A 26,619-nucleotide genomic window follows, 5' to 3' on the forward strand; every position below is an offset into this window, starting at 1 on the left:
CGCACCCGCTTCGTCAGCAGCGCGCGAGGCGAGCACCTTTGGAATCGAAAACACATGGTGGAAGTCGACAATTGACCAGGGAAATTCTGGCTCATCTGCTCGCTTGGGCAACAAGCTGAAGGGCGGCGTGGTCCCTTGGATAAGAGCCTTACGGAAATCCGTGCTTTTGAGCATAGGATTCGACTGCCAGGAAGCCTGAGCAAGTGTGACGTAGTCGTGCACGTAGGCGACCAGGATGTCACTGACTTTATCGTTCTCCAGATCGCACGACTGAGTCAGGACAATGACGTCATGACGTTCCTCGATTATCTCGACTTCATCCGCCTCATCGGCAGCAGCGGTCTCAACTCGATAGATTGGGCATCGCAACAGCACGTCACCCTGCATGAGCTCAGGGCCCTGCGCCACTTCGAACCAGGACTCAGCCAAGGTCGACCAGCATCGCCCGAATGTCGTCGGGACTGTCCGCCACCGGCCGCGGGACCTGCCGCCTGACCAACCGACCCCTCAGCCGGCGTATACGCCGGATGGTCTGCATACCGCGGTAACGCTCCAGTCCCTGAAGGATGCGTCGGCGGTCTAGGTCTCTGCCTACGGCAGAGGCCGCGTCGTACTGATAGATAGGAGCCGACTGAATTTGGACCGTCGGCGGTGTCGACGCAGATGGCAGGACAGCCGAGATAATGGCTGTCGGTACAGCGGCGAAGGAGAAGACGTACGGGCGAACCTTCCCGGTTGGGTTTGAGGCAGCGCGAACCTCAGAGCTCACCGAACACCTCCCGCAGTGAATCCTTCAGCATGCCCTCGAACGCTTGACCCTCCTTGACTTTCAGGTCGGCGATCACGTCTCTTGCTTCGTCGAGCGTGAAGCCTGACTGGTCGACTCTCGTAAGGTCGAAGTCCAGAACGAAGGCGGAGGAACCGGCGGGGGCTTCCGTGGAGGCCCAAGTAAAGCCAATCCTTGTCGCTCCGTCGGGATACACGGAATCGATGCGGTCAAGGAACCCAGTCATCGTCTGTGGCAGTCCCGGTGGCAGGGCGAAGGCTACAGTCAGCCAGTCTTCGAAGTTGACGCTTGGCTCAAAAATTTCCACTCGGTTGATGTAGCGCAGACCAATGGTCGAGTACCTCTTGGACGGGGGAGTGGCCCACTCCCTCAGCCTTTCGACCGCCTCAAAGAGGCGAGCCTCCAGCGATCCCCAGCCCTCGTATGGAGGCAGTCCGTGCACGGACACGTCATTCGGACCCACAAGCACCAACCGAGAGCCGGACTCTCGCGAGAACATCATTTGCTGCGGACCGGAGCGCAGCTCGAAGTTCGGCGCACTCCCATGCTCACCCGAGACTTGCGCCTCTACCACATTGCGAGTCTGCGGCTCATCAGGATACAGATCCCCGATAAGGCCAAAGATAAGGCCAGGCGTAGTGGCCTTCCAGACAATGGAGTCGTCCCAATGTAGCCTGACGAGAGCCTCAGCGACAGGCGGATTGGCATAACGACGCCGCCGCAAGCCAGCCTCGGGTTCAGTCGTCAAGTGGTCCTCCTGTCCGGGCAGGTCTGCCCCTCGGTTCGCCACCCTAGTGGTGACCCGCGCACGGCAGGCCCCCCGGGAGAGCGGGCATCCCACCGGTTTGTGAAGTTCCCCGCCTGGGAGCCGCCGGCGACGAGCACGTTGAGCCCGGAGACCACCGCCACCTCGAGAAACCGCGCTGCCTGCGGGGTGATCGTGCTCAGCGCGACCGGCTCGTCGAGGGAGTGTGCCGCAGCACGAACTTGCGGATGTTGACCGCCATGTGCCGGCGGGTGATGACAGGGGTGACCAGGTGCAGCGGCGACCTGCCGGGTGGCATCGCCTCGACTGACTCCCACACGCCGCGGTCATGGACCAACGACCTCCGTTGAGCTAGCTAGGACGTCCGGACCGAACTTGTCTAGAATCGGCACCAGTGAATTAACTGAGTCCGAATCTGGAGCCTGGCTTGAATGGTCACCCTCCAACGCTAAGGCAAGGAAGCGACAAGGCATAGGGACATCTGGCGGTAGCTCAAGGTCCACTTTCCAGGACCCATGCGCTGACGCCTTCGCTGGGCTTAAGGCGACCCAGCGAGAGATTTCCCCTGCCGTGCTGGGTCTCGCAATAACGGAAACCTCATGTCGCTCAGAGAGTCCAAGTGCACTTCCCGCGACTTGAACCCTCGGCGGTGGGGCTTCCGATACAAGTGTCACACTCGAAATACTTACGCTCGGAGCCGGGGACGTCGGCGGAGCCTGAGCTGTTGAGGGTGTCAGGGTGTTGCCCTTCGGTAGTCGCCGCAGTGTTGTGCCGGTGCCTGACGGGTGGGATTTCACTACCTCGCTGCTGAGGGGACTCACCGGGCGCAGTGAAGACTGCGGGATCAGGCGTGCCCACTGCCTGCTCGACGTACCAAATTTTGTCCCGCGACCACAGAGCCATGTCGTTGCCCGGTATCAGCGGCGCGCCGACTTCCTTGCCTGCGAGGTGATGTTCCCAGTCTTCCAGATCACGACCGTTGTACTCATTCGTGAGGATGTCGACCCGCTGCCGAATGTCGTGCCCAGCGTCCTCGGCGATATCGGCGTGCGCCTCCATGATCGCGCCGATGTACTCAATCGCCTCGTCACTGTTTCGCAACAGCGACTTCCGCTGTTCGTCGGTGCGCACTGGGACGTAGCCCGCCGCCTCCACCTGATGGACGACGGAACTCTTGAGGTGCACTTTGCCCACGCCGACCGCGCGTCGTGAGAACGGCCAGGCAGTGTTCTCTAGAGCCTCCCAAGCAATCGCCGCAGCGATAGCCCGGCGGTCTACTCGGCGACGCCGCTCGACGTCGACAATCTTCGCCTCGTGTGCCTCCAACCAGCTCAGGACCTGCAGATCGGCCTCTGAAAGACTTCCCAGGTTGGCCTCAGGGCGGGGCAGGTCCCACGCCTCGACCAATTCCCAAGAGATCACGCCGCGCCGCAACGGACCGCGACCGTCTCCGGCCAGCCGGGGACCAGCGATGACGCCGGTGTACGGGGAGCGCGGCGCCGGTGCGAGCGGAGGAGTTCGGGTTAAATCCGGAACGGCGGTTACCGCGCCATACGGCGACGACTCCCGCGGCTGGGCAGCGAGCTCTTCCTCGGCGTCCGGGACATGGATTACGTCGTCGTATCCGGAGTGCGGAGTCTCGGGGACGACCGACGTCGTAGCGGGATGATACGCGGACGGCGCCGCTCCTATGATTGGCTCGACCTCGCACTCGGGGAACACAACGACCTCCTGGTAAGGGGAGGGGGGACCGACGATCGGTTCCGCCTCGTCCTCACCAAGGACGATCGCGCCGTCGTAGGCGGACGGCGTCGAGCCCACGATCGGTTCGGCAGGGGCTTCACTCATGAGGATAAGCTGCCGTCGTTACTATTCGCGGCGGGAATCGTGACGGCCGCCGCCGGCACCACCTGAATCTCCGGGTCTTCCGGGAAGAGCTTCTGCCAGGCATCGATCCGGTCGGGTGCAGGCTGTGCGGCGACGAGGTCGAGGGCGTCGTTGTCGTGGCGAGCGGTCGTCTGTCGGACCTCAGTCTGCACATTCCGGTCCTGCAGGTCGAGCGCCTGCAGAGCAGCCGCGTACGGGTCCAGGGTGTCGGCCTGGCCGAGCAGGCCCTCGACAACCAGGTTGTCTGTACGCAGCACGATGGTTGACCGGTTCATGATCACGCCCTTGACGGTGTGCCCGTTTTCGTCGTCCTTCGACAGGGAGCCCTGGGGGAAACGCCAACGCACGTCCGAACTCAGCACGTCGCCCCTGAACTGGAGCGAACCGTCGGCATTCAGCTCGACCGGCTGCCAGTCGTACTGGATGCCGTTCGGGTTGGTGCCCACCTCCATGGTGGTGACCAGGTCGGCGTTGGCGTCAAAGCGCTGGGCGGACAGGCTGAGGACGGCGCGGGCGACGGTCTCAGCCTGCGAGGGGTCAACGTACTGACGGAGCAGGGAGCCCAGCCCGGCGAGCGGAACGATCTCCGCGGAGCCCGGGTTGCCGTTGTAGAACGCCACCTTGATGTCCCGCAGCACGACGTAGGTCTCGAACTCCTGGTCGAGCTCGCGGAAAACGAAGTTCAGCACCCGCCGTAAGTTCGTGTTGCTGATCTCGCGAACCGTCGTCGTCGCCGTTCCCTGTGCCGAGGTGGTGGACGACGTCGACTCCACAGACTGCCGGCGACTGTTGTTTACCTGCGATGCGTGTTCGGAGGCGCTCTCGCTCGCCGAGTTGCTGAACTGCTGACTGGCCTCTTGGTGGTTGGCCGCGAAACCGGCCGATAGGGAAGCGGAGCCGGAGACGATGCCGAAGAGATTGGCGCCGGCGGAGACGCTGGTGGAGATAGAGGCCGCCCAGCCGCCTTGATCTTGTGAGGCCGTACCGCTCTGGTTCGAGAGACTGTCCGTGAACCGGGTCTGCGCTGCGGTGTCGGAGGAGTCAAAGATCGAAGTCGCGTCCTCGCGGGTAGCGGCCTCGTTGCGCCAGGTCTCCACAGTGATGGTGGTGCGTTCCCCGGGCAGTAGGGAGAACGTCTGCAGGGTTCGACCCAACCCGTAGTCGCCGAGGAAGGACCGCAGCTCCCAGACCTCAACCAGCGCGATGGTGGGCGTGGGCCGTGCCACCGGATCGACCAAGACCGGGTGGATGCTGTTTCCGATCCCGGACATCGGCAGGGTGATCATCGTGGTGGCGGCCCGCTGAGTGGCCGGCGCCTCGGACGACATCGCGGCCAACCGGTCGATGTACGAGTCGATCCGCTGGCGCTCAATCATGACATCGTCGGGTTCGGCGACGACAGCGCGGCGACTCAGCAGGTCGAGACCGTCAGCCTCCAAGGCCTGCGTCTGCGCGGCTCTGGTGAGCAACGGTGCGACGTCCCCACCGACCTGCGCGACGTGGCGCAAAGAGGGACGCGCAGTCGCAGGCAGTGTCCGACGGTAGAACGCGGCGAGTCGGGACGCGTCGATGCCGGTCAGCCGACCTTGTTCACCTTGGACGATTTCCTGGTCGAGCATCGAGACGCCGGCCTTGCTTGCCCCGTCAAGGAACACGTCGGCGTCGAGCTCCAAGGGGACGATCCGCTGCCACGAGTACGAACCGGGGAGCGGGACGTCGAAGTTGATCTCTGCTGATCGACTGGTCGCCTCACCGCCGAAGGCAGCGAGCGCGTCCGCGACAACGGGGATGGACAGGTCAGGCACGGACATGGAGCGCTCCTTGGCGAGTATGTGGGATCTCCTTTGCAGAGTCGCTGGGCGACCGGAGAAATACATGTGGGCTGCCCAGGGTTGAGTTGCTCCTGCTGTGAGGCCCACGGCCTCGCTGAAGGACCAGCACTGTGCCCAAGCCGTTGCCGAAGGACTTCCGGCGTGACGTGATCGCGGTCGCCCGGCGGGGTGACCGGTCGATCGCGCAGGTCGCGAAGAGCTTCGGGTCTCTGAGTCGCGCCTCCCCCGGTGGCCGAAGATCGCCGACCCGCGAGGACGGTCTCGCCGGAGAAAGGGGGTCGACTGTCAGCTACTGGTGGCGACCTCCAGGTCGAGAACCGCGAGCTACGCAAGCTTTACCAATGAGATCGCGCGGAGGTTGACTTCAGGTGACAACGGTGATGCAGCCAAGTTCCGGGTCGGCGAAGAAGCTTCGGACGATGTGCGGCAGACGCTGCAGCCGGGCGCAGCCGGCCGGTGACGACCGATCTCATCTGCTCGGGTCCCTTGGGAACCGCGGGCGCCACGCCGTCGTGCTTGACGTTCCGCCAGACCCATTCGTCCGGGTTGAGCTGCAGCGAGTAGGCCGGCAGCCGGAACAGCCGCAGCGCGCCATTGGTGGAGTCGACGAAGCGGGCGACGGCCTTGGCCCGGTGCACCGGATGGTTGTCGACGATGACGAACACCGGCCCGCTCCTGGTGCGCTGGGTGTCGTGCAGCAGCCGCGGCAGGAAGGCGATGAACTCGGCACCGGTGAACGTTTCGGCCAGCACCGAGAACCGCAGTGCGCCCTTGGCGCTGATCGCGGAGATCATGTTCAGGGCGAACCGGGCGCCGGTGCCGGTCACGGTGGGCGTCTGGCCGACCGGTGCCCAGGTCAGGGCCGCGTCAAAGTCGCAGAACCGGCCGCTGACCTCCGCTGATGTTGCTATCGAGAGGCTGCAGACGCTCCGCCCAACGTGCTGGCGCGTGGACACGTGAATCGCCAGGGCGCCCTGCCCTGACATGAGGTGAAGGCCTAGCTTAACCCTGCAGGTCAAGGTCCACCGAGGCGCTTCAGCATCCTTGCCTCGCTCGCCGCGCGACATACCCACAGGTCAGGACCTACAACTTTGACTTTGACGCGGCCCTGGGTAGCTGGAGGCGGGGAGAGCTGCGGCGATGTTGATGCCGCCGCCGAACACTCATCTCGCCGTCGTTCCGGATCACCAAGGACCACGGCCAGCTGCTGCCGTGGACACCCCCGGACGCGCCCACCCTCCAGTTGGTCGAGCCCGATGCTGATGGCGACGAGCCCGTAGCGAACGTGCCCACGCAGACCTGGTTGCTCGCCACGACGCAACCCCTCGGCAGTGCTGCGAACACCGGACGACACCCGGGGCCGTTGCAAAGTCAGCTTTGCCGGGCCTGACCTGCGGGGATGGCGAGCCGGCCTCCACGAGTCGGGCCCCTGTTCCACCGCGATGCCCCTACCTGCATGGTGAGTGCTCGACACCTTCGCAGGTCAGGGCGACCTGGCGGTCCGTCTGTCGACGCGACGGCTCAGATTCGCCGCCGGATCGCAGTCACTCTACGACAGCATCCGCGCAGGTCAACCGGCCTGTCTGACGACTTTGCACGAGCCCTGCACGCACCGTGAGGGTGACTCGACTGCAGACGATGACCTGTGCATCAATCGGCCGCTGATTGCACTGCCTCCGGACTCGTGCCGCAGGACTTCCTGGGGAGCGCGGATGCGCTCAACTGAACAAGTTGCACAGTCCAACTGCACGTCGCCATCGCCACTTCCAAAGTCACGACCTTAGCGACTGGCAAGTCGATCTGCTATTGGCAATCAACCACTACAATGAACAACCAATCAGTTGGCCCTACGCCGACTGTGGGCCAGCGACAATCAACCTTTATAGCTAACATCGCGGCCTTTACCGAAGGACGGCACGCATGCTACCAATGGCGGTAGTCCGGGCCCCGCTTCGCGGGGCCCACTGCCGTTTCTGGGGGTGTCGTGTTGGTCATTGCTGGGTGGCGTTGAGAAGTGCACGGCGGAATGAAGATTTACACCGGTGCTCCCTCGGCGGCCCGGCACTACGTGGAGGCCGGCCGGGGCCGGACCGATGACTACTACCTGACCGAGGGAACCGGGATTGCGCGCAGCTACTCCACACGCGGCGGGCGGGTGACCGAGCTCGCCGCGCTGGCCGGGGACGGCTACGAGGCGTGGGTGGCCGGCCTGGACCCAGCCACCGGGGCCGCCCGGGGACGGCTGCGCACCGACGAGCGGGCGGTGCGGTTCGTCGAAATCGTGGTCAACGGCCCGAAGTCCTGGTCGCTGGCCGCAGCACTGCACCCGGACGTCGCCGCCGCCTACGACGCCGCGCAGGACCGCGCGGCGACCCAGGTCATCGGCTGGCTGGCCGAGCACGCCACCACCCGGGTGGGGCCGCGCGGTGGGCAGGTGCAGGTGCCGGTCGAGCGTCTGGAGGCGGTGACGGTGCGCCACCACACCTCCCGGGCCGGGGATCCGCACCGGCATCTGCATCTGCAGGTCAACGCCCGGGTGTTCGCCGCCGGGCGGTGGCGGGGGCTGCACACCGTGGGCGTGCGGGACTTCCTCGCCGCGATCAACGGGATCGGGCACGCCGCGGTCGTCTCCGACCCGCAGTTCCGGAGCGCGCTAGCCGCGCACGGCTACACCCTCGACGGTACTGGAGAAGTACTGGAGCTGGCCGGGTACGTGGGTGCGTTCAGCGCCCGGGCGGCGCAGATCGGCCGCAACTTGGACCGCTACGAACACGAGTGGACGGCCGCCCACCCCGGCCAGATCCCGGGGCCGGCGCTGCGGCGGGCCTGGGACGCGCGGGCGTGGGCCGAGGGCCGCCCGGACAAGGTCACCCCGCAGCCCGGCGCTGACCTCACCGCCCGGTGGATGGCCGAACTCACCGCCCTGGGCTACCGCGACCGCGACCACCCCGTGGACCTGGTCCCGACACCGGTCGGCACCATCGACCGGGACGACGCCGTGGGGACGGTGCTGACCCGGCTAGCAGCCGGCCGCTCGGCGTGGAACGCCGCCGACGTCCGCGGACAGGTCGAGCAGCTGATCGCCGCCGAAGGGATCATTGCCGACGCCGCAGTCCGCCTTGAGCTGGCCGAGGACCTCACCGCTCGCGCGATGGCGCGGTGTGTGCCGCTGCTAGACCGGGCGGGTGTTCCGGAGCACCTCCGGGCGTGGACCTCCCAGCCGGTGCTCGACGTCGAGGACGACCTCACGGCCCGGTTCGCCGCCCGCAGCGCTCCCTCACCGGCCGATCCGCAGCCAGGGCCGGAGCCGGTGCTGCCACTACCGCTGTCTGCGCTCGCGCGGCTGGACCCCGGCCAGGCAGCAGCGGCCGCCTCGCTGGCCGGTGACCGGCCGCTGATCCTGATCGAGGGCGCGGCCGGCGCGGGCAAGACCACCATGCTGGCCGCCGCCCGCGCCCAGCTCGCAGCCCAGGGCCGCCGGCTGACGGTGGTGACCCCGACGCTGAAGGCGGCCAACGTCGCCGCCGCCGAGGTCGGCACCGCCACCGGCTCGGCGGCGTGGCTGGCCTACCAGCACGGCTGGCGGTGGAGCACCCACGGCGCCTGGACCCGGCTGGCCGCCGGTACCACCGACCCGCTCACCGAGGCCGTCTATGCCGGGCCGGCGCAGGCAGCCCGGATGCGCGCGGGAGATCTGCTGGTCGTGGACGAGGCCGGCATGCTCGACCAGGACACCGCCCGCGCCCTGCTCACCATCGCCGACGAGGCCGGGATCCGACTGGCGCTGCTGGGCGACCGCCACCAGCTGGCCGCGGTCGGCCGCGGCGGCGTGCTGGACCTCGCCGTCGGCCAGGTCGACCCGGCGGCGCACCTGACCCTGGACGCGGTGCACCGCTTCGTCCGCACCGACCAGACCGGGCAGACGGTGCCCGACACTGAGTACGCCGAGTTGACCCTGGCCATGCGCATCGGCGCCGACCCCGCCGACGTGTTCGACACCCTGGTCGCCCGCGGCAGGATCCGTCTCCACCCCGATCCTGTGGCGCTGCACGAGTCGCTCGCCGCGACCGCGGCCACGTCCTACAGCTTTGGAGAGCAGGTGGCGGTGGTGGTCGACAGCCGCGAGCAGACCGCCGACCTCGACGCTGCCATTCGGGAGCGGCTGGTCGCAGAGAACCGCGTCGACGACACCCGGGTCGCGATCACCCGAAGCGGGCAGCGCATCGGGGTCGGCGACCGGATCACCACCCGCCGCAACGACCGCCGCCTCGGCGTCGCCAACCGCGACACCTGGACCGTCACCGCCCTCGGCCGCGACGGCCGGCTCACTGTCACCCCAACCGCCGGGGACGTCACCCCGGCCGGTGTCACTCCGTCCATTCGGGAGCGGGTGCTGCCCGCGGACTACGTCACCTCCCACGTGGAGCTGGCCTACGCCAGCACCGCGCACGGCGTGCAGGGGGACACCGTCGCGACCGCGCACGTGGTGGTCGGTGAGCACACCGGGGCGGCGTCGGCCTACGTCGGGATGACCCGCGGCCGCACCGCCAACACCGCCCACCTGGTTGCCGAGGACCTGGCCGAGGCGCGCCAGCAGTGGATCGCCGTGTTCAGCCGCAACCGGGCCGACCTCGGCCCCGGCCACGCCGCGCAGATGGCCGCCGCCGAGGCCGCCCACTACGCCGCACCTCGCCCGCTCCAGGAGGTCCTGGCCGACCTGCGCGAAGCATGGACAGCCGAGCAGCGCTGCCTGACCCGTTTGGCTCTGCTGCAGCCGATGCGCGACCGGCTGGCCGAGATCGTCCCGATCCACACCGGCCACGCCGACCAGATCGCAGCCCTGCAGGCGGGGCGCCGAACGTCGGCCGTCGCCGCGAACCAGGCCACGCAGCAGGTCGAGGCCAGTGGCCGAGCGGTCACGGCGCACGCGGAGCGGATCCGTGCGGACCTGCTCGGTCGCTGGGACAGCGAACGGGACGCGGCCCGCGCCGCGGCCCGGGTGGTGCTGGACGGCCCGGGCCGGCTCCGGCTGCGCCGAGCCGCCGTCACCCACGCCAGCGGACAGCTCGCCGACTGGGCCGACCGGTGGCGCCCACACCTACGGCAGCTGCCCGGCGACCCCGGCCGGCTCGCGCAGCTCGCCGACAGGTCCGACGACCGGCCGGCGCTGGCTACCGCGTTCGGCGCCGCCGCCCGCCGCGCCGCCGAACACGCCCATTCCGAACACGCGGTCCTGCGGGCGGCCGCCGACGCCGCCCGCTGCGAGCACGAGCAGGCGGGACACGCGCTGGCCGAGGCCGAACGCCGGCGCGATGACGAGTTGGGTTGGTTCGGCGCGCTCGGCCCCACCCCGGACCCGGCGGGCAGGCTGGCCGACCTCGACCGCGACATCGCCGCCGACCAGCACGGGCTGGCCGCAGCACGGGCGCGCATCGCCCAACTGCAGGACTTACCGGCTCTCGCCGGACAGCCGGCCCAGCGGCTCGCCGCGGAGCGCGACGCCTGGCGCGCCGCCCGAGACGCCGAGCGCCACCTGGTCCGGTCGAGCTCCCGGCGCCCGGTCGCCTCCGCCGTGGACATCGGTGGCCCGCAGCTGTGGCACCACCATGGGCGGTCCGCCGGGAATCGGGGTGCCGGCCCGCCCCTCGGGCGCTGACCGTCAGTCTCCAGTAGCGGAACGCGACCACGGAAGGGGAGGTACTGGAGGGGGACTGGAGGCCGTCGAAAGAACATGGCGGTGAGCTGTCACCAAACGGCCCAAAACAACGCCTTCTACAGGCACAAGGCCCCCACCAGCGTCGAATCCGGAGTCCGCCATGACCCAGCCCGCCACCGGCCGCGAGCCCGACCTGCTCACCATCACCGAAGCCGCCGACCTCCTGCGCGCCCCCGTCGCCACCCTGCGCTACTGGCGACACCTGGGCACCGGCCCGCGCAGCTTCCGCCTCGGCCGCCGCGTCCTCTACCGCCGCGACGACCTGCACGCCTGGATCGACGCCCAGCACGGCCAGGTCACCGCCAGCCCGGAGAACCGGCGGTGAACCCGCGCCACCCCTGGCGCGGCCGCCGGGATGCAGGAGGCACTGCCCGCCGGGCGAGCGCACCCCTCAGCGGCACGCTCGGGCCTTGCCGGAGGACTTCCGAAGGCCACCGGGCCACCCTCCCGGCCGGCGACCGCTGACCGTGGCCCGGACAACCCCACGGAGGAACGCGATGCCACCGGCGTCCGCCCGCGGGCACATGCCCCTCAGCGACTCCGGTCAGCTGCTCACCATCGGCCAGGCGGCCGAGTACCTGGGCACCGGGCAGCGCTTCGTCCGCCGCCTCATCAGCGAGCGGCGGATCCCCTACGTCAAGCTCGGCAAGCACGTGCGCATCGAGCGCTCTGCCCTAGACGGCTTCATCAATGACGGGCGTGTACCACGGCAATAGGAAGGCTCGGGTCGCTGGCCGAGCGCGGCCCGCGCTGTCCACAGGCGACATTGGCAGCCTTCTCAGGTCATGCCATGGTCACCGGATGGCGAAGAGAGCCGCTTTCGGGACCGTCGACCGCCTACCGAGCGGTCGGTACCGCGCCCGCTACGTCGGCCCGGATGGACGCCGCCGGTCGAAGGTCTTCGGGACGGCGAAGGCCGACGCTTGGGCATGGCTGGCAACCGCACAGGCTGACCTCGTCCGGAAGGCCTGGCGGGCTCCCGAAGCCGGCCAGCGCACCGTCGGCGCCTTCGCGGCGGACTACCTGGCCCGCGACGACCTACGGCAGAGCACCAGGAGCCTCTATGCCGGCCTGTGGCGGCTGCACCTCGCGCTTCACTGGGAAGACGTACCGGTGGGCGACGTCACGCCCGCCAAGGTCCGCACCTGGCACACGGCGGCGTCCAAGGGAACAGGCCCCACGGCGCTGGCTCAGAGCTATCGCCTCCTCCGCAGCATCCTCGGCGTGGCCGTGGCCGACGAGGTCATCGCGGCCAACCCGTGCAGGCTCCGCAACGCCAGCACACCGAAGGCCACCCGGCCCTCCCGAGCGCTGACCGCGGCCGAGGCGCAGAGCCTGGCCGATCACCTCGCCCAGGACCGACGGACCGAGCGCTACCGAGCGCTGGTGCTCGTGCTCGCGTTCGGCGGGCTCCGGTTCGGTGAGGCCACCGCCCTCCGCCGGTCAGACGTCCTCGACGGCGGCAAGCTGCGCCTGGAGCGCTCGGTCCGCTACGTCGGTGGCCGGTGGCTGATCGGCGACCCGAAGACGGAAGCCGGACGACGCACGGTGTCCCTACCGGCCAGCGTGGCCAGCGCCCTCGCCATCCACCTGGAGCGCTTCGTGACCGACTCCCCCGACGCGCTGGTCTTCGGCACCGGCGCGGGCACCTTCCTGCACTCGGCCAACTTCGGCCAGACCTTCCGCCGGGCCGTCGAGGCGATCGGACTGCCGCCGGTCCGGCCACACGAGCTACGACACACCGGTGCCACCCTGGCCGCGGCGACCGGCGCCACCACCAAGGAACTGATGCGCCGGATGGGCCATGCGACGCCGGCCGCCGCGCTCATCTACCAGCACGCCGCCGATCACCGCGACGAGGAGATCGCACGGGCCCTGGAGGGCATCCTCGGCGCGACGCCGACGGCGCCCGCGCAGGCTGCCCGCCCGGCCCGCGGGCAGGCTGGAGTCGAGGCCACGGAGAGCCGCTAGGTCACGTCCAGGTCATAGAGCGCCCAGCGTGGACATAAATATAGCCGCTGAACAGCACATACTCACCAAAGCGACTCAGCTTCCCAAGCTGACAGTGCGAGTTCGATTCTCGTCACCCGCTCCCCGCCTCCCGGCCGCACGGCCGCTCAGATCTCTCGACCGCATCCTGCATGCGTCTGCGCCCACGGCCCGCTCCCTCGCGGCCGGAACTCCTCCTCGGCGCGGCGGGCGCCTGGTGCGACACGGCGCATCTGCCCTGGTCGGCCCGTCACCCGATCCGGTCACGACCCGTTTGCCAGGGGGACGACCGGGCACCGGTGCCGGGCCCTGTGTCGTCCCCGAGGAGACGCGATGACCGAGCCCGAGCGCACCCGCACCGACCTGCACGCCCCGACCCCGCCGTCCGGCCCGGCCGGGCCGGACGGCGCCCACGCCACCCGCGGCGCCGCCCGGGACGCCGTCGACGCCCAGCACGCTCGCTACGGCGGCATCAAGTGGGGTGCGGCGTTCTTCGGCTGGCTGTCGGCCAACGGCCTGGCCGTGCTGCTGCTGGCGATCCTCTCGGCGGCGGGCGTCGCCCTCGGGCTGACCCAGGTGGGCACCGCGGACGAGGCGGCCCGGGAGGCCACCGCCATCGGTCTCACCGGCGGCATCGCCCTGCTCGTGGTGCTGTTCCTGGCCTACCTCGCCGGCGGTTACGTGGCCGGCCGGATGGCCCGCTTCGACGGCGCCCGCCAGGGCCTGGCCGTGTGGGTCATCGGTATCGTGGTCGTCGTCGTCCTCGCTCTGCTCGGCGTGGTCCTGGGTGCGCAGTACAACGTGCTGTCCCAGCTGAACTTGCCGAGCATCCCGGTCAGCGGCAGCACCGCCACCACCGCCGGGGTCGTCGCCGGGGTCGCCGCAGCGGTCGTCTCCCTGCTCGGCGCGCTCCTCGGCGGCGGGCTCGGCACCCGCTACCACCGCAAGATCGACCGCGTGGGCTTCACCGCCTGACGGCACCGCCGACCGCAGCCGGCGGACCGACCTCGGGACGGTCCGCCGGGCGCTCGGCCGCTCCCCGCCGGAAGCGGTTCCGCCGGGAGGTCGTGGGCCGGGTGTCGGCATGGAGGGTTCGCTGGTCGACCGGTCGCGCGCTGCTCACGCGCGGCTGCCCTGCCCCGCCGGCACGGTGCCCATGCGCACCCCGTCCGGCCGTACCCTTCCCGGCAGCCGGAGTCGGGAGGGGGGCGAACGGCCCGTGCGACCGTCCCCGGACGTCCCGCAGGACCCGGCACCGGTGGTCGCGCAGCTGCGCGCGGCGGGCTGCGTCTTCGCCGAGGAGGAGGCCGCCGAGCTGCTGGCCGCCGCGACCGGCCCCGCGCACCTCGCGTCGCTGGTGGGCCGGCGGGTCGCCGGCGAGCCGCTGGAGCTGGTGCTCGGCTGGACGGCGTTCTGCGGCCTGCGGATCGCGGTGGAGCCCGGCGTCTTCGTGCCCCGGCAGCGGACCGCTCTGCTGGTCGAGCGGGCGGTCGCGCTGCTGCGGGCCACCTCACGGACACCGCTGGTGGTCGACCTGTGCTGCGGGTCCGGGGCGGTCGGCCTGGCGGTGGCCACCGCCCTCGGCCCGGTGGAGCTGCACGCGGCCGACGTCGACCCGGTCGCCGTCCGCTGCGCCCGGCGCAACCTCGCCCGGGTCGGCGGCCGGGTGCACCGGGGCGACCTCTACGCAGCCCTGCCGGCAGGGCTGCGCGGGCGGGTCGACCTGCTGGCGGTCAACGCGCCCTACGTGCCCAGCGCCGCCGTGGCGCTGATGCCAGTCGAGGCACGCGACCACGAGCCGCGCACCGCACTGGACGGCGGCCCCGACGGCACCGTCCTGCAGCGCCGGGTCGCCGCGCAGGCGCGGTCCTGGCTGGCGCCCGGCGGGACCCTGCTCGTCGAGACCAGTGCCCGCCAGGCGCCGCGCACCGCCGTCGCGGTGCAAGCCGGCGGACTGCGCGCCGATGTGGTCCGGGACGAGGAGCGCGACGCTACGGTCGTCCTCGGGACGTCCCCCGGGAGGCGTGTATCCAGATCGTCACGGTCCGCAATGACACACGCAGTCACCAACCGAGACGGATCAGTCACGCGTTGACCTGGGTGAACGCGGGCCCTTGGTCCCTGCCGCCCCGCAACGGGGGGGTACACGATCGCCGCATGAACGACGCGCACCGGTTCAGCAACGGGCCGGACGGGGAGCGACCGGACACAGCTGCGACAGGCGACACGTCGGCCGGCGGCGGGCGCGACCGGCGCCGGGTGGAGCCGATGCCACTCACCCCGTTGCTGCCGCGGCGCCAAGACCCCTGGCTGCTCGTCGACGTCGACGACTCACCGGCCTCCCACGGCGCCCTCGTGTGGGCGCTTCGGGAGGCCGCCCGCCGGGAGGCCACCGTGGTCGCCGTCTGCGTGCTCGACGACGACGGCGACGACGGGCTGACCGGCCTGGGCCGGCCGGGACGGCGCACCGGCGCCGTCGCCCTGGAACGGCTGGAGGCCCAGGTGCTGCGGGCCATCGCCGAGACCGGCGTCTCCGGCCGGGTCCGCACCGCAGTGCTCGAGCGCCCGGTCTTCGAGGCGCTGAGCAGCGCCGCCCGCGGCGCCGACCTGGTGGTGGTCAGCGGCCAGGGCAAGACCCTGCTGCGACCCGCGGTCCCCCGGCAGCCGCCCCGCCGCCTCGCCCGCGGCGCGTGACGGAGGTCCGCACCACCACGTCCCCGCCACTCCCCCCGGAGCACTCCGACCGCCGGGCCCTGACCCCGCCCGGTGCCGGGGAGGCGGCCGACCTGCCCTCGGCCGAGCTGCCCGTCCCGGGCAGCCAGCCCACGGTGCACAGCGCCCAGGTCGACGACACGCTGCACGGGATCGTGCAGGCCGCAGTCGAGATCACCGGTGCCGCGTACGGCGCGCTCGGTGTGCTCGGCGACACCGGCGCGGGCTACGAGCGCTTCGTCGTCGTCGGCATGGACGCCGCCACGCGGGAGCGGATCGGCCGGCCGCCGGTCGGGGCCGGCGTCCTCGGCCTGCTTCTGGGGCGGTCCGAGCCGGTGCGTCTCGCCGACCTGACCACGCACGCGGAGGCGGTCGGCTTCCCACCCGGCCACCCGCCGATGCGCTCGTTCCTCGGGGTCCCGGTCCGGGTGCGGGGCGCGGTGTTCGGTCACCTCTTCGTGACCGTCGAGCGCGTCGACGCGTTCACCGCGGACGACGAGGCCGCAGCGGTCGGGCTGGCCGCCGCCGCCGGCCTGGCGATCGGCAACGCCGAGCTGGTCGAGCGGGCCGAGCACCGCCGCGCGTGGGCGCAGGCCGGCACGGACATCGCGACCGCGCTGCTGTCCGGCGCCGAGCCCGACACGGTGCTGCGCTCCATCGGCGAGCAGGTCGCCGGCCTCGCCTCGGCCGACGCCGCCGGCGTGCTGGTGCCGAGCCCGGACGACGAGGACGCGCTCACCGTGGTGGTGGCCGTCGGCGCGGACTACTACGAGTACGCCGAGGGCGTGCGCCTCCCGCTGACCGACACCCAGCTGGGGACGGCGCACCGCACCGGCACGCCGGTGCTCCTCCCCGACGTCAGCGCCGCCGCGGTAGGGGGTCAGCGCGCTGCGGTGCTCGGCGAGCTGACCGAGCGCTTCGGCCCCACGCTGATGATCCCGTTGGGCGGTCGGCCGGCGCTGGGCACGGTCGTGGCGATGCGGCGGCGCGGGCGGGAGCCCTTCGCCCCGGACACCCTGGAGCTGGCCTCGGCGTTCGCCGCGCAGGCCTCGGTCGCTCTCGAGCTGGCCCGCAGCCAGCAGCGGGAGCGGCGGCTGCAGGTGCAGGCCGACCGTGACCGGATCGCCCGGGACCTGCACGACCACGTCGTCCAGCGGATCTTCGCCACCGGCCTGGCCCTGGACCGGGTGAGCCGCTCGCTGGAGGAGCAGCTGCCCGAGACCGCGGCGGCGCTGGCCGAGCGGGTCGACGAGCTCGACGGCACCATCGCCCGCATCCGCTCGGCGATCTTCGAGCTGCACGAGGCCGACGACGCCTCGCCCGACGCCGTCCGCACCCGCATCGTGGACGTCGTCCGCTCCATCACCGGCGGGCAGGGGCTGCGCCCGGACGTGCGGTTGCGCGGGGACGACGACCTGCCACCGGCACTGCTGCCCGACGTCGTCGCCGTCGTCCGGGAGCTGGTGACGAACGTGGTGCGGCACGCCTCGGCGACCCGGGTGACGGTCACGGTCACCGTGGACTCCGAGGTACGCGTCGTCGTGACCGACAACGGGATCGGTCTGCCCGCGGTCGCCGTGCGCAGCGGGCTGACCAACCTGGCCGACCGCGCGGAGCGCCACGGCGGGCGGCTGACGACCTCCACCGGCCCGAAGGGCACGCAGATCCGCTGGTCGGTGCCGATGCCGCGCCGGGACTGACGAAGGACCCCGTCCCCCTCACCGTGGAAGGACCCCGTCCTCCCCACCCTTCGCAAACTCAGGGCGGGTCCCGGGACGGGGCCTGCGCCGAGCCTCTGGACGGGGCCTGGCGCGAGCTCGCGAGTGGTGGGGGCAGGCGGGTCCTTCTTCAGTCGCCGCGGTCGCGCAGCTCGGTGGCGAGGATCGCGGCCTGGGTGCGCCGCTCGAGCCCCAGCTTGGCCAGCAGGTGGCTGGTGTAGTTCTTCACCGTCTTCTCGGCCAGCCCCATCCGGACGCCGATCTGGCGGTTGGTCAGGCCCTCGCCGATCAGCTGCAGCACCGTGCGCTCCTGCTCGGTGAGCACGGCCAGCCGGCGGTCCCGCTCGGCCGGCCGGCGGCGCGCCGCCGTGGCCGAGACCCCGGTGTCCCGGTCGAACAACGTCCCGCCCCCGGCGACGGTGTGGACGGCGGACACCAGCGCCGAGCCGCGGACCTGCTTGAGCACGTAGCCAGAGGCACCGGCGGCGACCGCCGCCGCGACGGCGTCCTCGTCGGGGAAGCTGGTCAGGACCAGGCAGCGCAGTCCGGGCACCCGCTCGCGCAGCTTGCGGCAGACCTCCGCGCCGTCCCCGTCCGGCAGCCGCATGTCGACCACGGTGACGTCCGGCCGCACCGCCGGCACCCGGGCGAGGGCCTCGGCGACCGATCCGGCCTCGCCCACGACGCTGATCACCGGGTCCTCCTCCAGGACCTCGGCGACGCCGCGCCGGACGACCTCGTGGTCGTCGACGAGGAACACGCGCACGCGAGCGTCGCTGGACCCCACGGGCTGCCCCCTCCGGAGAGTGACCTAGCTCACGCAGGGTAGCGAGCGGACGACCTGCCCACCAGCGGACCCCCTCCCGGGCACCGCCGGCCCCGTCCAGGGCCTGCGGCGAGCCGGCGAGTGGCGGAGAGCGGGGAGGTCCTGCTCACGCCGGGAGCAGCAGGGCCGCGTAGAGCGTGAGCCCCGGGCCGAACGCCATCGCCACCACCGGGCCGTCGGCGTCGGCGAGCTCCTCGAGCACGAGCAGCACCGTCGCCGACGAGCAGTTGCCGTGCTCGGCCAGCACGTGGCGCGAGGCGGCCAGCTGCTCCTCGGCCAGCCCGAGCTGGTCGCGGACGACGTCGAGGATGCGTGGCCCCCCCGGGTGCACGGCCCAGCCCGCGACGTCCTCGATCCGCAGCCCCGCCCCGGTCAGCAGCTCGTCGACGACGTCGCCGACGTGCCGCGAGAGCACGTCGGGCACCCGCGGCGACAGGCCCATGCGGAAGCCGAGGTCGGTGACGTCCCAGGTCATGTGGTCGGCGGTCGAGGGGTCGGTCCGGGCCACCACGCCGGCCAGCCGGCGCCGCTGCCCCCGCCCCGCCCGCCCGGGCTCCAGGACGACGGCCGTCGCCGCGTCGGAGAACAGCGCGTGCGCGACGACCTGGTCGAGCTCCCGCACCGGCGGCTGCACGTGCAGGCTGGTCAGCTCGCAGCACAGCAGCACGGCCGGGCGGGCGCGGGCCTCCACGAAGTCGCCGACCGCGGCGAGGCCGGGGATGGCGGCGTAGCAGCCCATGTGCCCGACCAGCAGCCGCTGCAGCCCCGGCGGCATGCCGAGGTCGCTGGCCAGCCGGATGTCCAGGCCGGGCGTGGCGTACCCGGTGCAGGTGGCGACGGCGAACAGGCCGACGTCCCCCGGCGCCAGGCCGGCGTCGTCGAGGGCGGCGGCCACCGCCTGCTTGCCCAGCGGCAGCGCCTCCTGGACGTAGCGCTGCATCCGCGCGCCGGTGCTCCAGCCGCTGATGTCCTCGTCGAGCGGGTTGGCCACCGCGTGCCGGCGCCGCACCCCGGCACCGGCGAACACCCGCCGCGCTGCGCGGACGTCGGCGTAGTGGCCGGCGAAGAAGCCGTCCCAGACCGCGTCCTGCTCGATCGTCGTCGGCAGGGCGCGACCGGCGCCGGTCAGGACGGCGCTCATCGGCGCAGCTCACGGGCGCTCATGACCCCGACCCTAGGGGCGGCCGATGGGTCGCGCCGCTCCGTCGCCGCCCTCACCGCCGGCTGCCGTAGCCGGCGAACACCACCGCAGTGGACCGGACCGGCTTCATCCGCACCGTGTCCCGCCGGCCCAGCCGCCAGGCCAGCGCCTCGCGGAACGAGGGCCGCAGCCCGACCAGCCGCAGGTCCAGTCCCAGCCGGTCGGCGGCGGCGAGCAGGCGGGTGCGGTCGACGAACAGGGCCGGGTCGTGGAGGCCGGGCGGCGGGCCGCCGGGCAGCCGCTCGGCCACGGTCACCATGAGGAAGCGCCCGATCCGGGTGTCGGCCAACGCGTCGATGACCAGCGCGCCGCCGGGGCGCAGCAGCCGGGCGCACTCGGCGAGCACCCCGACGTCGTCCTCGACGTGCTCCAGGATCTCGCCGGCCACGACGACGTCGGCGCACTCGTCGGCGAGCGGGACGGCGAGCACCGACCCGCGCACGGCCAGGACGCCGTGCTCGCGGGCCACCTGCAGTCCCGGCGCGCCGAGGTCGACGCCGACGTGCCGGTAGCCGAGCCGGGCGACGTGCGGCGCCATGAGCCCGCCGCCACAGGCCAGGTCGACCAGCACGGCGTCCGGGGTGGGCGCCGGGGGGATGTGCTCGGCCCGGGAGGCGGCCAGCCAGTGCAGCGCCGCGAAGCCCCCGGAGGCCTGCCACCACTGGTCGGCCAGCTCGTCGTACTGGGCGGGGTCGTTCCGGCGCAGTCGGCCCATGCGGCAGCTCTAGCCCTTCTTCAGCGGGTCGTGCCCCCAGTTCATCAGCGAGTACCGCCACTTGGAGGTCTCGACGTCCTCCTTGCCCGGCTGCTGCGCCAGGTGGCGGGCGACGTAGCCGTGCACCTTGCGCATGTGGGCGAGGTCGTCGTCGGTGAGGTCACCCTTCTTCTTCCGCAGCAGCTCGACGATGCGGCGCCCCTCGGCGTGCCCGGTCGACTCCCCGCCGCCGTCCTGCTTCTGCCCGACCGACTGCGACTCGTCGGTCTCCAGCCACTTCTCCAGCTCGGCGGGGCTCATGTTGACCGCGTCGTCGAGCTCGCGGCGGATGGTGTCCAGGTCGTCGTCCTCGGCCATGCCTGCTCCAGCGGGTGTCTGCGCGGATCGGGCCGCGTGTCGGGTCCTGCTCGTCGCGGTACCGCAGGTGGGTGGCGCGGAAACGGACCGACGTGGCCGGCGCGGCCGTCGCCCGCGGCCAGACGCCCGAGGAGGTGCTCGACCGCAACCTCGCCGAGCTGCTGCAGGAGATGCGGGTGGCCATCACCGGCGTGCAGATCCTGTTCGCCTTCCTGCTCACCCTGCCGTTCAGCGCCCGCTTCGAGGAGCTCGGCGCCTTCGGGACGACGGTCTACGCGGTGACCCTGCTCAGCACCGCGAGCGCGACGCTGGTGCTCATCGCGCCGGTCTCCTTCCACCGCACCCTGTTCCGGCAGCGGCGCAAGCAGCAGCTGGTCGCCTTCGCCGACGGCGCGCTGGTCGTCGGGCTGGCGCTGCTGCTCCTGGGCATCGCGGCGGCGGTCCTGCTGGTGCTCGACGTCGTCCTCGGCCGCTGGCCGGCGGTCGCCTGCTCCGCCTTCGTGGTCGTGCTCGGCACCGTGGCCTGGTACCTGCTGCCGCTGCGCCAGCGCCGGCCGTCCGACGGCTGAGGACCGGTTCTGGTAGAGCTGCGCGGGTGGGCGTCACCGTCGTCGGCAGTCTCAACGAGGACGTGCTGGTCCGCGTGCACCGCCTGCCCGGCCGCGGCGAGACCGTCGTCGGCCGCGGGACCGTGCTGGCGCCCGGCGGCAAGGGCGCGAACCAGGCCGCGGCCGCGGGACGGCTCGGCGGCGGGGTCGCCATGGTGGGCCGGGTGGGCGAGGACCCGGCCGGCGACCGGCAGCTGGCCGCCCTGGCCGGGGCGGGGGTCGACGTGACCGCCGTGGCGCGGACGCCGACGGCGCCCACCGGCAGCGCGACCATCCCGGTCGAGGAGGGCAGCGGCGAGAACCTGATCGTCGTCGTCCCCGGCGCCAACGCCGAGCTGCAGCCGGAGGACGTCGACGTCGCGGCGGTGCGGACCGCGCGGGTGGTGCTGCTGCAGCTGGAGGTGCCGCTGCCGACCGTGCAGGCGGCGGCCGCGGCAGCCGCAGGCACCGTCGTCCTCACCCCGGCACCGCCGCAGCCGCTGCCGGCGGACCTGCTCGCGCGGGCCGACGTCCTGGTGCCCAACGAGCACGAGCTGGTGCAGCTGGCCGAGGCGGCCCCCGGCGACCGGACACCCGGCGAGCTGGCCGCGTTGGCGCGCACCCTGACGGGCGGCACGGTCGTGGTCACCCTCGGCGGGCGCGGCGCGCTGCTGGTGCCGGACGACGGCCCGGCGCTGCTGCAGCCGCCACTCGCGGTGCGGCCCGTCGACACCACCGGCGCCGGCGACGCCTTCTGCGGGGCGCTCGCGGTCGCCCTCGCCGCCGGCACGGCACCGGCCGAGGCGGTGGCGACGGCGGTCACGGCGGCTGCGCTGTCGACGACCGGCCCCGGCGCCCGGGGTGCGCAGCCCGACACGGCAGCGGTCGCCGCGGCGCGGTCCGGGCTGCCGCCCGCCGTCCCGGTGGACCAGGGCGGTTGACCCGGCAGCCGGCCGGGCACAGGCTCGGCCAGCCGACGACCGAGGAGGCAGTCCCGTGAGCGAACCCGACCAGCCCGCACACACCACCGAACCGGCCGAGGGCGGGGACCCGCCCGGCGAGGAGACGGGTGGCCAGACGCCGCACCCGGAGCAGCCCGCCGAGGGCGGCGACGTGCCCGCGGGCGGCGCCGACACCCCCTGAGCCGAGTGCGGGGCGCGGGCCGGGCGGGGCGTCCGGTCCGCGCGCGGCGGGGCCCGACGGCCACCGACAGTGACGCATCTCTCCGTGACCTGGGCTCAACTCACCGTTGCGGGTCTGTTTCGTCGCCGGTCCGGCGGGGGACGCTGGACCCATGGAGGACACCCAGAACCAGCCCCGAGTAGGTACCGAGGTCTCCGAGGAGCGCCCCGCCGACGAGTCGCAGGCCCGGCAGGCCTCGACCGCGCCCCTGGCCCGCCTGCTGGCCAACCCGCGCCGGACCCGCAGGGCCTGAAGCCGGGCCCCCTGCCCCCCGCTGGCGACCTCGCGGGGGGCCAGGGGGCCACCTCGGGGCGGGACCGTCACACCCGTCCCACTGGTCCCCGGGGTCCCGGTCAGCCCGGGAGTACCTCGTCACTCACAGCGACCACCTGTCGGCCCACCCCGGCGTGCCGCGAACTGCTCCGTCACGCTCTCGGGCAGCATCCCCGGCGTGACCGCAGCCGCCATCCCCCTCGCCGCCGACGACGCCCCGGCCCCCGTCCGCCGGAGCCGGGCCGAGCGGCAGGCCATCGTCCTGGACACCGCGGAGCGGCTGTTCGCGACCCGTAGCTCGCGCAGCGTCGGCATGGACGAGCTGGTCCGCGAGACCGGTCTGGGCAAGATGACCGTCTACCGGCTCTTCAAGAGCAAGGACGACCTGGTCGGCGCCTACCTCACCCGCAAGGCGGCCACCGTGCTGGCCTGCATCGACGCCGAGCTGGCCCGCCTCGAGGGCGACCCCCGGGCCGCGCTGCTGTCGGTCGTCGACACCGTCGAGGCCGACGTCACCCGGGCCGGCTTCCGCGGCTGCCCGTTCACCAACGTCAGCAGCGAGTACGACGACCCGCAGCACCCCGCGCGCAGCGCCGCCGCCGACTACAAGTTCGAGCTGCACGCCCGGCTCGAGCGCCTCGCCGAGCAGGTCGCCCCGGGCGCCGGTGAGGACCTCGCTGCGCAGGTCCACCTGATCATCGACGGCATGTACCTGTCCGGCGGGCTGCTGGGCCCCGACGGCCCCGCCGCCCACGGCCGCGAGCTGGCCGAGCGGCTCGTCGACATCGCCGCCGTCCGCTGACCCTGCGGCGCCGTACCGGGCACCGCAGGATGGGCCGGTGAGCACCGACCGCAGCCGGCCCGACCTCGACGACACCACCGTGGAGGGCCTCGGCAAGCTCTCCGAGGCCCTCGAGACCATCGAGCAGGCGCGCGGCCAGCTCTACGGCTTCCACCAGCACTCCGGCAAGGCCGACCTGTTGCTCCAGGACGCCGTCGAGCTGCTGCGCAAGGCCGGCCACACCGAGCTCGCCGACGACCTCGACCGCGACCTCGTCGGCCGCAACGTGATCGCCGACCGCTGGACCTTCCAGATCGTCGAGGACTACGACGCCGGCTACTGGTCGGTCTTCCGCGCCTTCGACGAGCGCGCCCGCACCGAGCTGGCCGGCGGCGACCGGCACGTCTACGAGGCGCGGATGAAGCAGCGCGAGCGCAGCGCCGGGCACCCCGCGCACGAGGCCGGCCCGTCGCTGTCGGACTGACCGCCCCGGGTCGCCGGGCCGCCGTCCGGGCCGCAGACTCGGCGGGTGAGCACCCGCGAGCAGAAGATGCCCGAGCCGGAGACCCCGCGCAGCGTCGGCCCGCTCGGCAGCAGCGTCTCCGAGCCGGTGGACCCCGAGTCACAGGGCGCCGCCGACGGCGGCCCGGCCAGCGGTGCCGCCGGCCCGTCCTGGCCGCCGGCGGAGACCGAGCCCGCCGCCCACCGCGACTGAACCCCGCGGGCCCGCCGCCCGGGCGGTCACCGTTTGAGGTCCCGCTGGGGCGGTAGTCCTCCTGGGTGACCACTCCCGGAACGCCTGCCGAGCCCCGGCCCTCCGCGCCGGGCACCGACCCGTTCGCGACCGGAGCCGCCCCGCACGGGACGGGCACGCCGCCGTCGACGCCGCCCGCCACCCCCCGCTCCGGGGCGCCGTCCCGTGCGCGCTCGGCCGGCCGCACGGCCGGCATGGGCCTGGCGCTGGCCCTGCTGATCGCCGTCACGGTGATCCTGGTGCTGTTCGTCGTGTTCAACGGGCAGACGGTGCAGATCAGCCTCGTCTTCGCTGACGTGCAGGCGCCCCTCGTGCTGGCCCTGCTGATCGCCGCGGTGCTCGGGGCCCTGATCGCCGCGCTCGCCGGCGCGGTGATGCGCGCCCGCCGCCGCAACCGCTGACCGCGTCTCCCCACCGGCCCCGTCCGGCGTCCCCCGACCCGGGACCGCTGCGCACTGACCCCTGCGAGCGTGTCCCCCGGCCTGCACCCTTGCTCCTGGTTACTCGTCGGTAATAGCTTTTGTTACCGGCGAGTACGACCTCGCCGCCCACCGGCACGGAGCACGGGAGCCAGACCGCATGAGCCACTACACCGCGAACCTGCGGGACCTCGAGTTCAACCTCTTCGAGTTCCTGGACACCAGGGACCGCTTCGGCACCGGGCCCTTCGCCCAGATGGACACCGGGACCGCGCGCGGCGTGCTGGCCGAGATCCGCCGGCTGGCCGAGGGGCCGATCGCCGCCTCCTTCGCCGACGCCGACCGCAACCCGCCGGTGTTCGACCCGGCCACGAACTCCGTGACCCTGCCCGAGAGCTTCAAGCGGTCGGTGCGCGCCATCGAGGACGGCGAGTGGTTCTCCCTCGACCTGCCCGAGCACCTCGGCGGCTTCGGCGCCCCGCACGCCCTGACCTGGGCGGCCTTCGAGATGGTGCTCGGCGCCAACCCCGCGGTCTTCATGTACGGCTCCTGGGCCGCCTTCGCCGCGATCCTCGACGAGCTCGGCACCCCCGACCAGAAGCGGCTCGCCCGGCTCATGCTCGAGCACAAGTGGGGCGCCACCATGGTGCTCACCGAGCCCGACGCGGGCTCGGACGTCGGCGCCGGCCGGACGAAGGCCGTGCGGCAGGACGACGGCTCGTGGCACCTCACCGGCGTCAAGCGGTTCATCACCTCGGCCGAGCACGACCTCTCCGACAACATCGTCCACCTGGTGCTGGCCCGTCCCGAGGGTGCGGGACCGGGCACCAAGGGGCTCTCGCTGTTCGTCGTCCCCAAGGTCCACGTCGACCTGGGGACCGGCGCGCTCGGCGAGCGCAACGGCGTGTACGTCACCAACGTCGAGAAGAAGATGGGCCTCAAGGTCTCCACGACCTGCGAGCTGACCTTCGGCGCCGGGCCGGTGCCGGCGAAGGGCTGGCTGGTCGGCGAGGTGCACGACGGCATCGCGCAGATGTTCAGGGTCATCGAGCACGCCCGGATGTTCGTGGGCGCCAAGGCCATCGCCACGCTGTCGGCCGGCTACCTGGTGGCCCTCGACTACGCGAAGAGCCGCGTCCAGGGCGCCGACCTCACCGCGACGTCGAAGGACGCCGCGCGGGTGACCATCACCCACCACCCCGACGTGCGCCGGTCGCTCCTGCTGCAGAAGTCCTACGCCGAGGGCATGCGGGCGCTGTACCTCTACACGGCGACCTTCCGGGACCAGGTCACCGAGGCCGAGGCCGCCGGCACCGCCGACAGCGAGGAGGCCCGGCTCGCCGCCCGCGTCAACGACCTGCTGCTGCCGCTGGTCAAGGGCTTCGGCTCCGAACGGGCCACCCAGCTGCTCACCGGCGAGTCGCTGCAGTGCCTGGGCGGCTCGGGGTACCTGCAGGACTACCCGATCGAGCAGTACATCCGCGACTCCAAGATCGACACCCTCTACGAGGGCACGACGGCGATCCAGGGCCAGGACTTCTTCTTCCGCAAGATCGTCAAGGACGGCGGCGTCGCGCTGACCTGGCTGGCCTCGCAGGTCCAGGCGACCATCGACGCCGAGGCCGGCAACGGCCGGCTCAAGGAGGAGCGCGCGCACCTCGCCGCCGCCCTCGGCGACGTCCAGGCGATGCTCACCGCGATGTTCGGCCACCTGGACCAGGCCCAGGAGGACGTGACCGCGCTGTACAAGGTGGGCCAGAACACCAGCCGGCTGCTGCTCGCCGTCGGCGACCTGATCACCGCGTGGCTGCTCGTGCGCCAGGCCGAGGTGGCGCTCGGCGCGCTGGCCGGCGAGGTCACGGGCGCCGACTGGCACTTCTACGAGGGCAAGCTCGCCGCCGCCCGCTTCTTCACCACCCAGGTGCTGCCGCGGCTGTCCTCGGAGCGGGCGATCGTCGAGAACACCGACAACGCGCTCATGGAGGTCGACGAGGCGGCTCTGTGATCTGTCGTCCTACCGGACGACACCGCGGCCAGGAGCCGTCCTCGCTGTGTCGAGCCCCACCCGGCTCTCCTCGCGGAGGCCTCCGGCCCCCACTCCTCGACCCGAACACCGC

The 26,619-nt window shown here is 72.1% G+C and carries 26 protein-coding genes; 17 read left to right on the forward strand and 9 right to left on the reverse strand.

Annotated elements, in window-relative coordinates:
• The 5 genes from BUB17_RS22615 to BUB17_RS22640 all read right to left on the reverse strand — a co-directional run.
• Positions 1 to 429 (reverse strand): hypothetical protein (locus BUB17_RS22615; protein WP_141243160.1); only part of this gene is annotated, 429 nt, incomplete at its 3' end.
• Positions 430 to 758: 329 nt separating this feature from the next.
• Positions 759 to 1,628 (reverse strand): TIGR04255 family protein, encoded by an 870-nt coding sequence (locus BUB17_RS22620; protein WP_083606542.1) that lies wholly within the window; start codon positions 1,626 to 1,628, stop codon positions 759 to 761.
• A gap of 531 nt (positions 1,629 to 2,159) precedes the next feature.
• The gene (locus BUB17_RS22630; RefSeq protein WP_141243161.1) at positions 2,160 to 3,401 is read right to left on the reverse strand and encodes a hypothetical protein; all 1,242 of its coding nucleotides are present in this window, start codon (positions 3,399 to 3,401) and stop codon (positions 2,160 to 2,162) included.
• Positions 3,398 to 5,251: a hypothetical protein gene (locus tag BUB17_RS22635; RefSeq protein WP_072920917.1), complete on the reverse strand. Its 1,854-nt coding sequence runs from the start codon at positions 5,249 to 5,251 to the stop codon at positions 3,398 to 3,400. Before BUB17_RS22635 ends, BUB17_RS22630 begins: the two co-directional genes overlap by 4 nt.
• A gap of 356 nt (positions 5,252 to 5,607) precedes the next feature.
• Positions 5,608 to 6,099, reverse strand: a complete 492-nt coding sequence (locus BUB17_RS22640; protein ID WP_175561463.1) for a transposase — start codon at positions 6,097 to 6,099, stop codon at positions 5,608 to 5,610.
• Between the two features lie 1,199 nt (positions 6,100 to 7,298).
• On the opposite strand from BUB17_RS22640, the gene mobF reads away from it, so the two are divergent.
• From mobF to BUB17_RS22680, 8 genes are all read left to right on the forward strand, one after another.
• The gene (mobF, locus tag BUB17_RS22645) at positions 7,299 to 10,928 is read left to right on the forward strand and encodes a MobF family relaxase (protein WP_072920919.1); all 3,630 of its coding nucleotides are present in this window, start codon (positions 7,299 to 7,301) and stop codon (positions 10,926 to 10,928) included.
• Between the two features lie 160 nt (positions 10,929 to 11,088).
• Positions 11,089 to 11,313, forward strand: a complete 225-nt coding sequence (locus BUB17_RS22650; RefSeq protein ID WP_072920920.1) for a helix-turn-helix transcriptional regulator — start codon at positions 11,089 to 11,091, stop codon at positions 11,311 to 11,313.
• A gap of 172 nt (positions 11,314 to 11,485) precedes the next feature.
• Positions 11,486 to 11,704 (forward strand): helix-turn-helix domain-containing protein, encoded by a 219-nt coding sequence (locus BUB17_RS22655; protein ID WP_244277429.1) that lies wholly within the window; start codon positions 11,486 to 11,488, stop codon positions 11,702 to 11,704.
• Between the two features lie 85 nt (positions 11,705 to 11,789).
• On the forward strand, positions 11,790 to 12,959 hold the full coding sequence (locus tag BUB17_RS22660) for a site-specific integrase (protein ID WP_072920922.1): 1,170 nt from the start codon (positions 11,790 to 11,792) through the stop codon (positions 12,957 to 12,959).
• A 351-nt stretch (positions 12,960 to 13,310) separates the two neighbouring features.
• Positions 13,311 to 13,952: a hypothetical protein gene (locus tag BUB17_RS22665; protein ID WP_083606545.1), complete on the forward strand. Its 642-nt coding sequence runs from the start codon at positions 13,311 to 13,313 to the stop codon at positions 13,950 to 13,952.
• Positions 13,953 to 14,196: 244 nt separating this feature from the next.
• The gene (locus BUB17_RS22670) at positions 14,197 to 15,072 is read left to right on the forward strand and encodes a putative protein N(5)-glutamine methyltransferase (protein WP_072920923.1); all 876 of its coding nucleotides are present in this window, start codon (positions 14,197 to 14,199) and stop codon (positions 15,070 to 15,072) included.
• A gap of 62 nt (positions 15,073 to 15,134) precedes the next feature.
• A complete protein-coding gene (locus tag BUB17_RS22675) occupies positions 15,135 to 15,671 on the forward strand; it encodes a universal stress protein (RefSeq protein ID WP_072920924.1) in 537 nt (178 codons plus the stop codon).
• A complete protein-coding gene (locus BUB17_RS22680; protein ID WP_244277430.1) occupies positions 15,668 to 17,389 on the forward strand; it encodes a sensor histidine kinase in 1,722 nt (573 codons plus the stop codon). The genes BUB17_RS22675 and BUB17_RS22680 overlap by 4 nt, the downstream gene beginning before the upstream one ends.
• 148 nt (positions 17,390 to 17,537) lie before the next feature.
• On the opposite strand, the gene BUB17_RS22685 is transcribed toward BUB17_RS22680, so the two are convergent.
• The 4 genes from BUB17_RS22685 to BUB17_RS22700 all read right to left on the reverse strand — a co-directional run bounded on the left by BUB17_RS22685 (position 17,538) and on the right by BUB17_RS22700 (position 20,506).
• Entirely contained in the window at positions 17,538 to 18,173 is a 636-nt protein-coding gene (locus BUB17_RS22685) for a response regulator (protein WP_175561464.1), read from the reverse strand.
• Between the two features lie 166 nt (positions 18,174 to 18,339).
• Positions 18,340 to 19,374 (reverse strand): type III polyketide synthase, encoded by a 1,035-nt coding sequence (locus tag BUB17_RS22690; RefSeq protein ID WP_072920926.1) that lies wholly within the window; start codon positions 19,372 to 19,374, stop codon positions 18,340 to 18,342.
• Positions 19,375 to 19,447: 73 nt separating this feature from the next.
• Positions 19,448 to 20,149 (reverse strand): methyltransferase domain-containing protein, encoded by a 702-nt coding sequence (locus tag BUB17_RS22695; RefSeq protein ID WP_072920927.1) that lies wholly within the window; start codon positions 20,147 to 20,149, stop codon positions 19,448 to 19,450.
• A 9-nt stretch (positions 20,150 to 20,158) separates the two neighbouring features.
• Positions 20,159 to 20,506, reverse strand: coding sequence for a DUF3140 domain-containing protein (locus BUB17_RS22700; protein ID WP_072920928.1), 348 nt, complete (start codon positions 20,504 to 20,506; stop codon positions 20,159 to 20,161).
• A gap of 71 nt (positions 20,507 to 20,577) precedes the next feature.
• On the opposite strand from BUB17_RS22700, the gene BUB17_RS22705 reads away from it, so the two are divergent.
• The 9 genes from BUB17_RS22705 (at position 20,578) to BUB17_RS22735 (ending at position 26,507) form a co-directional block, all read left to right on the forward strand.
• Entirely contained in the window at positions 20,578 to 21,075 is a 498-nt protein-coding gene (locus BUB17_RS22705) for a DUF6328 family protein (RefSeq protein WP_072920929.1), read from the forward strand.
• A gap of 26 nt (positions 21,076 to 21,101) precedes the next feature.
• Entirely contained in the window at positions 21,102 to 22,034 is a 933-nt protein-coding gene (locus tag BUB17_RS22710) for a ribokinase (protein WP_072920930.1), read from the forward strand.
• A 55-nt stretch (positions 22,035 to 22,089) separates the two neighbouring features.
• A complete protein-coding gene (locus tag BUB17_RS27155; RefSeq protein ID WP_175561465.1) occupies positions 22,090 to 22,236 on the forward strand; it encodes a hypothetical protein in 147 nt (48 codons plus the stop codon).
• A gap of 151 nt (positions 22,237 to 22,387) precedes the next feature.
• Positions 22,388 to 22,528, forward strand: a complete 141-nt coding sequence (locus BUB17_RS27160; protein WP_175561466.1) for a hypothetical protein — start codon at positions 22,388 to 22,390, stop codon at positions 22,526 to 22,528.
• Between the two features lie 198 nt (positions 22,529 to 22,726).
• Complete coding sequence (locus BUB17_RS22715; protein ID WP_072920931.1) at positions 22,727 to 23,350, forward strand: TetR/AcrR family transcriptional regulator; 624 nt, start codon at positions 22,727 to 22,729, stop codon at positions 23,348 to 23,350.
• Between the two features lie 37 nt (positions 23,351 to 23,387).
• The gene (locus BUB17_RS22720) at positions 23,388 to 23,813 is read left to right on the forward strand and encodes a hypothetical protein (protein ID WP_072920932.1); all 426 of its coding nucleotides are present in this window, start codon (positions 23,388 to 23,390) and stop codon (positions 23,811 to 23,813) included.
• A gap of 45 nt (positions 23,814 to 23,858) precedes the next feature.
• Entirely contained in the window at positions 23,859 to 24,044 is a 186-nt protein-coding gene (locus tag BUB17_RS22725; RefSeq protein ID WP_072920933.1) for a hypothetical protein, read from the forward strand.
• Between the two features lie 65 nt (positions 24,045 to 24,109).
• Positions 24,110 to 24,484, forward strand: coding sequence for a lipopolysaccharide assembly protein LapA domain-containing protein (locus tag BUB17_RS28035; RefSeq protein WP_072920934.1), 375 nt, complete (start codon positions 24,110 to 24,112; stop codon positions 24,482 to 24,484).
• 178 nt (positions 24,485 to 24,662) lie between these two features.
• Positions 24,663 to 26,507 carry an acyl-CoA dehydrogenase gene (locus BUB17_RS22735; RefSeq protein WP_072920935.1) on the forward strand — a complete coding sequence of 615 codons (1,845 nt, stop codon included), beginning with the start codon at positions 24,663 to 24,665 and terminating at the stop codon, positions 26,505 to 26,507.
• Positions 26,508 to 26,619 lie beyond the last annotated feature (112 nt).

It is taken from the genome of Geodermatophilus obscurus, from assembly GCF_900143215.1.
GTDB lineage: Bacteria > Actinomycetota > Actinomycetes > Mycobacteriales > Geodermatophilaceae > Geodermatophilus > Geodermatophilus obscurus_A.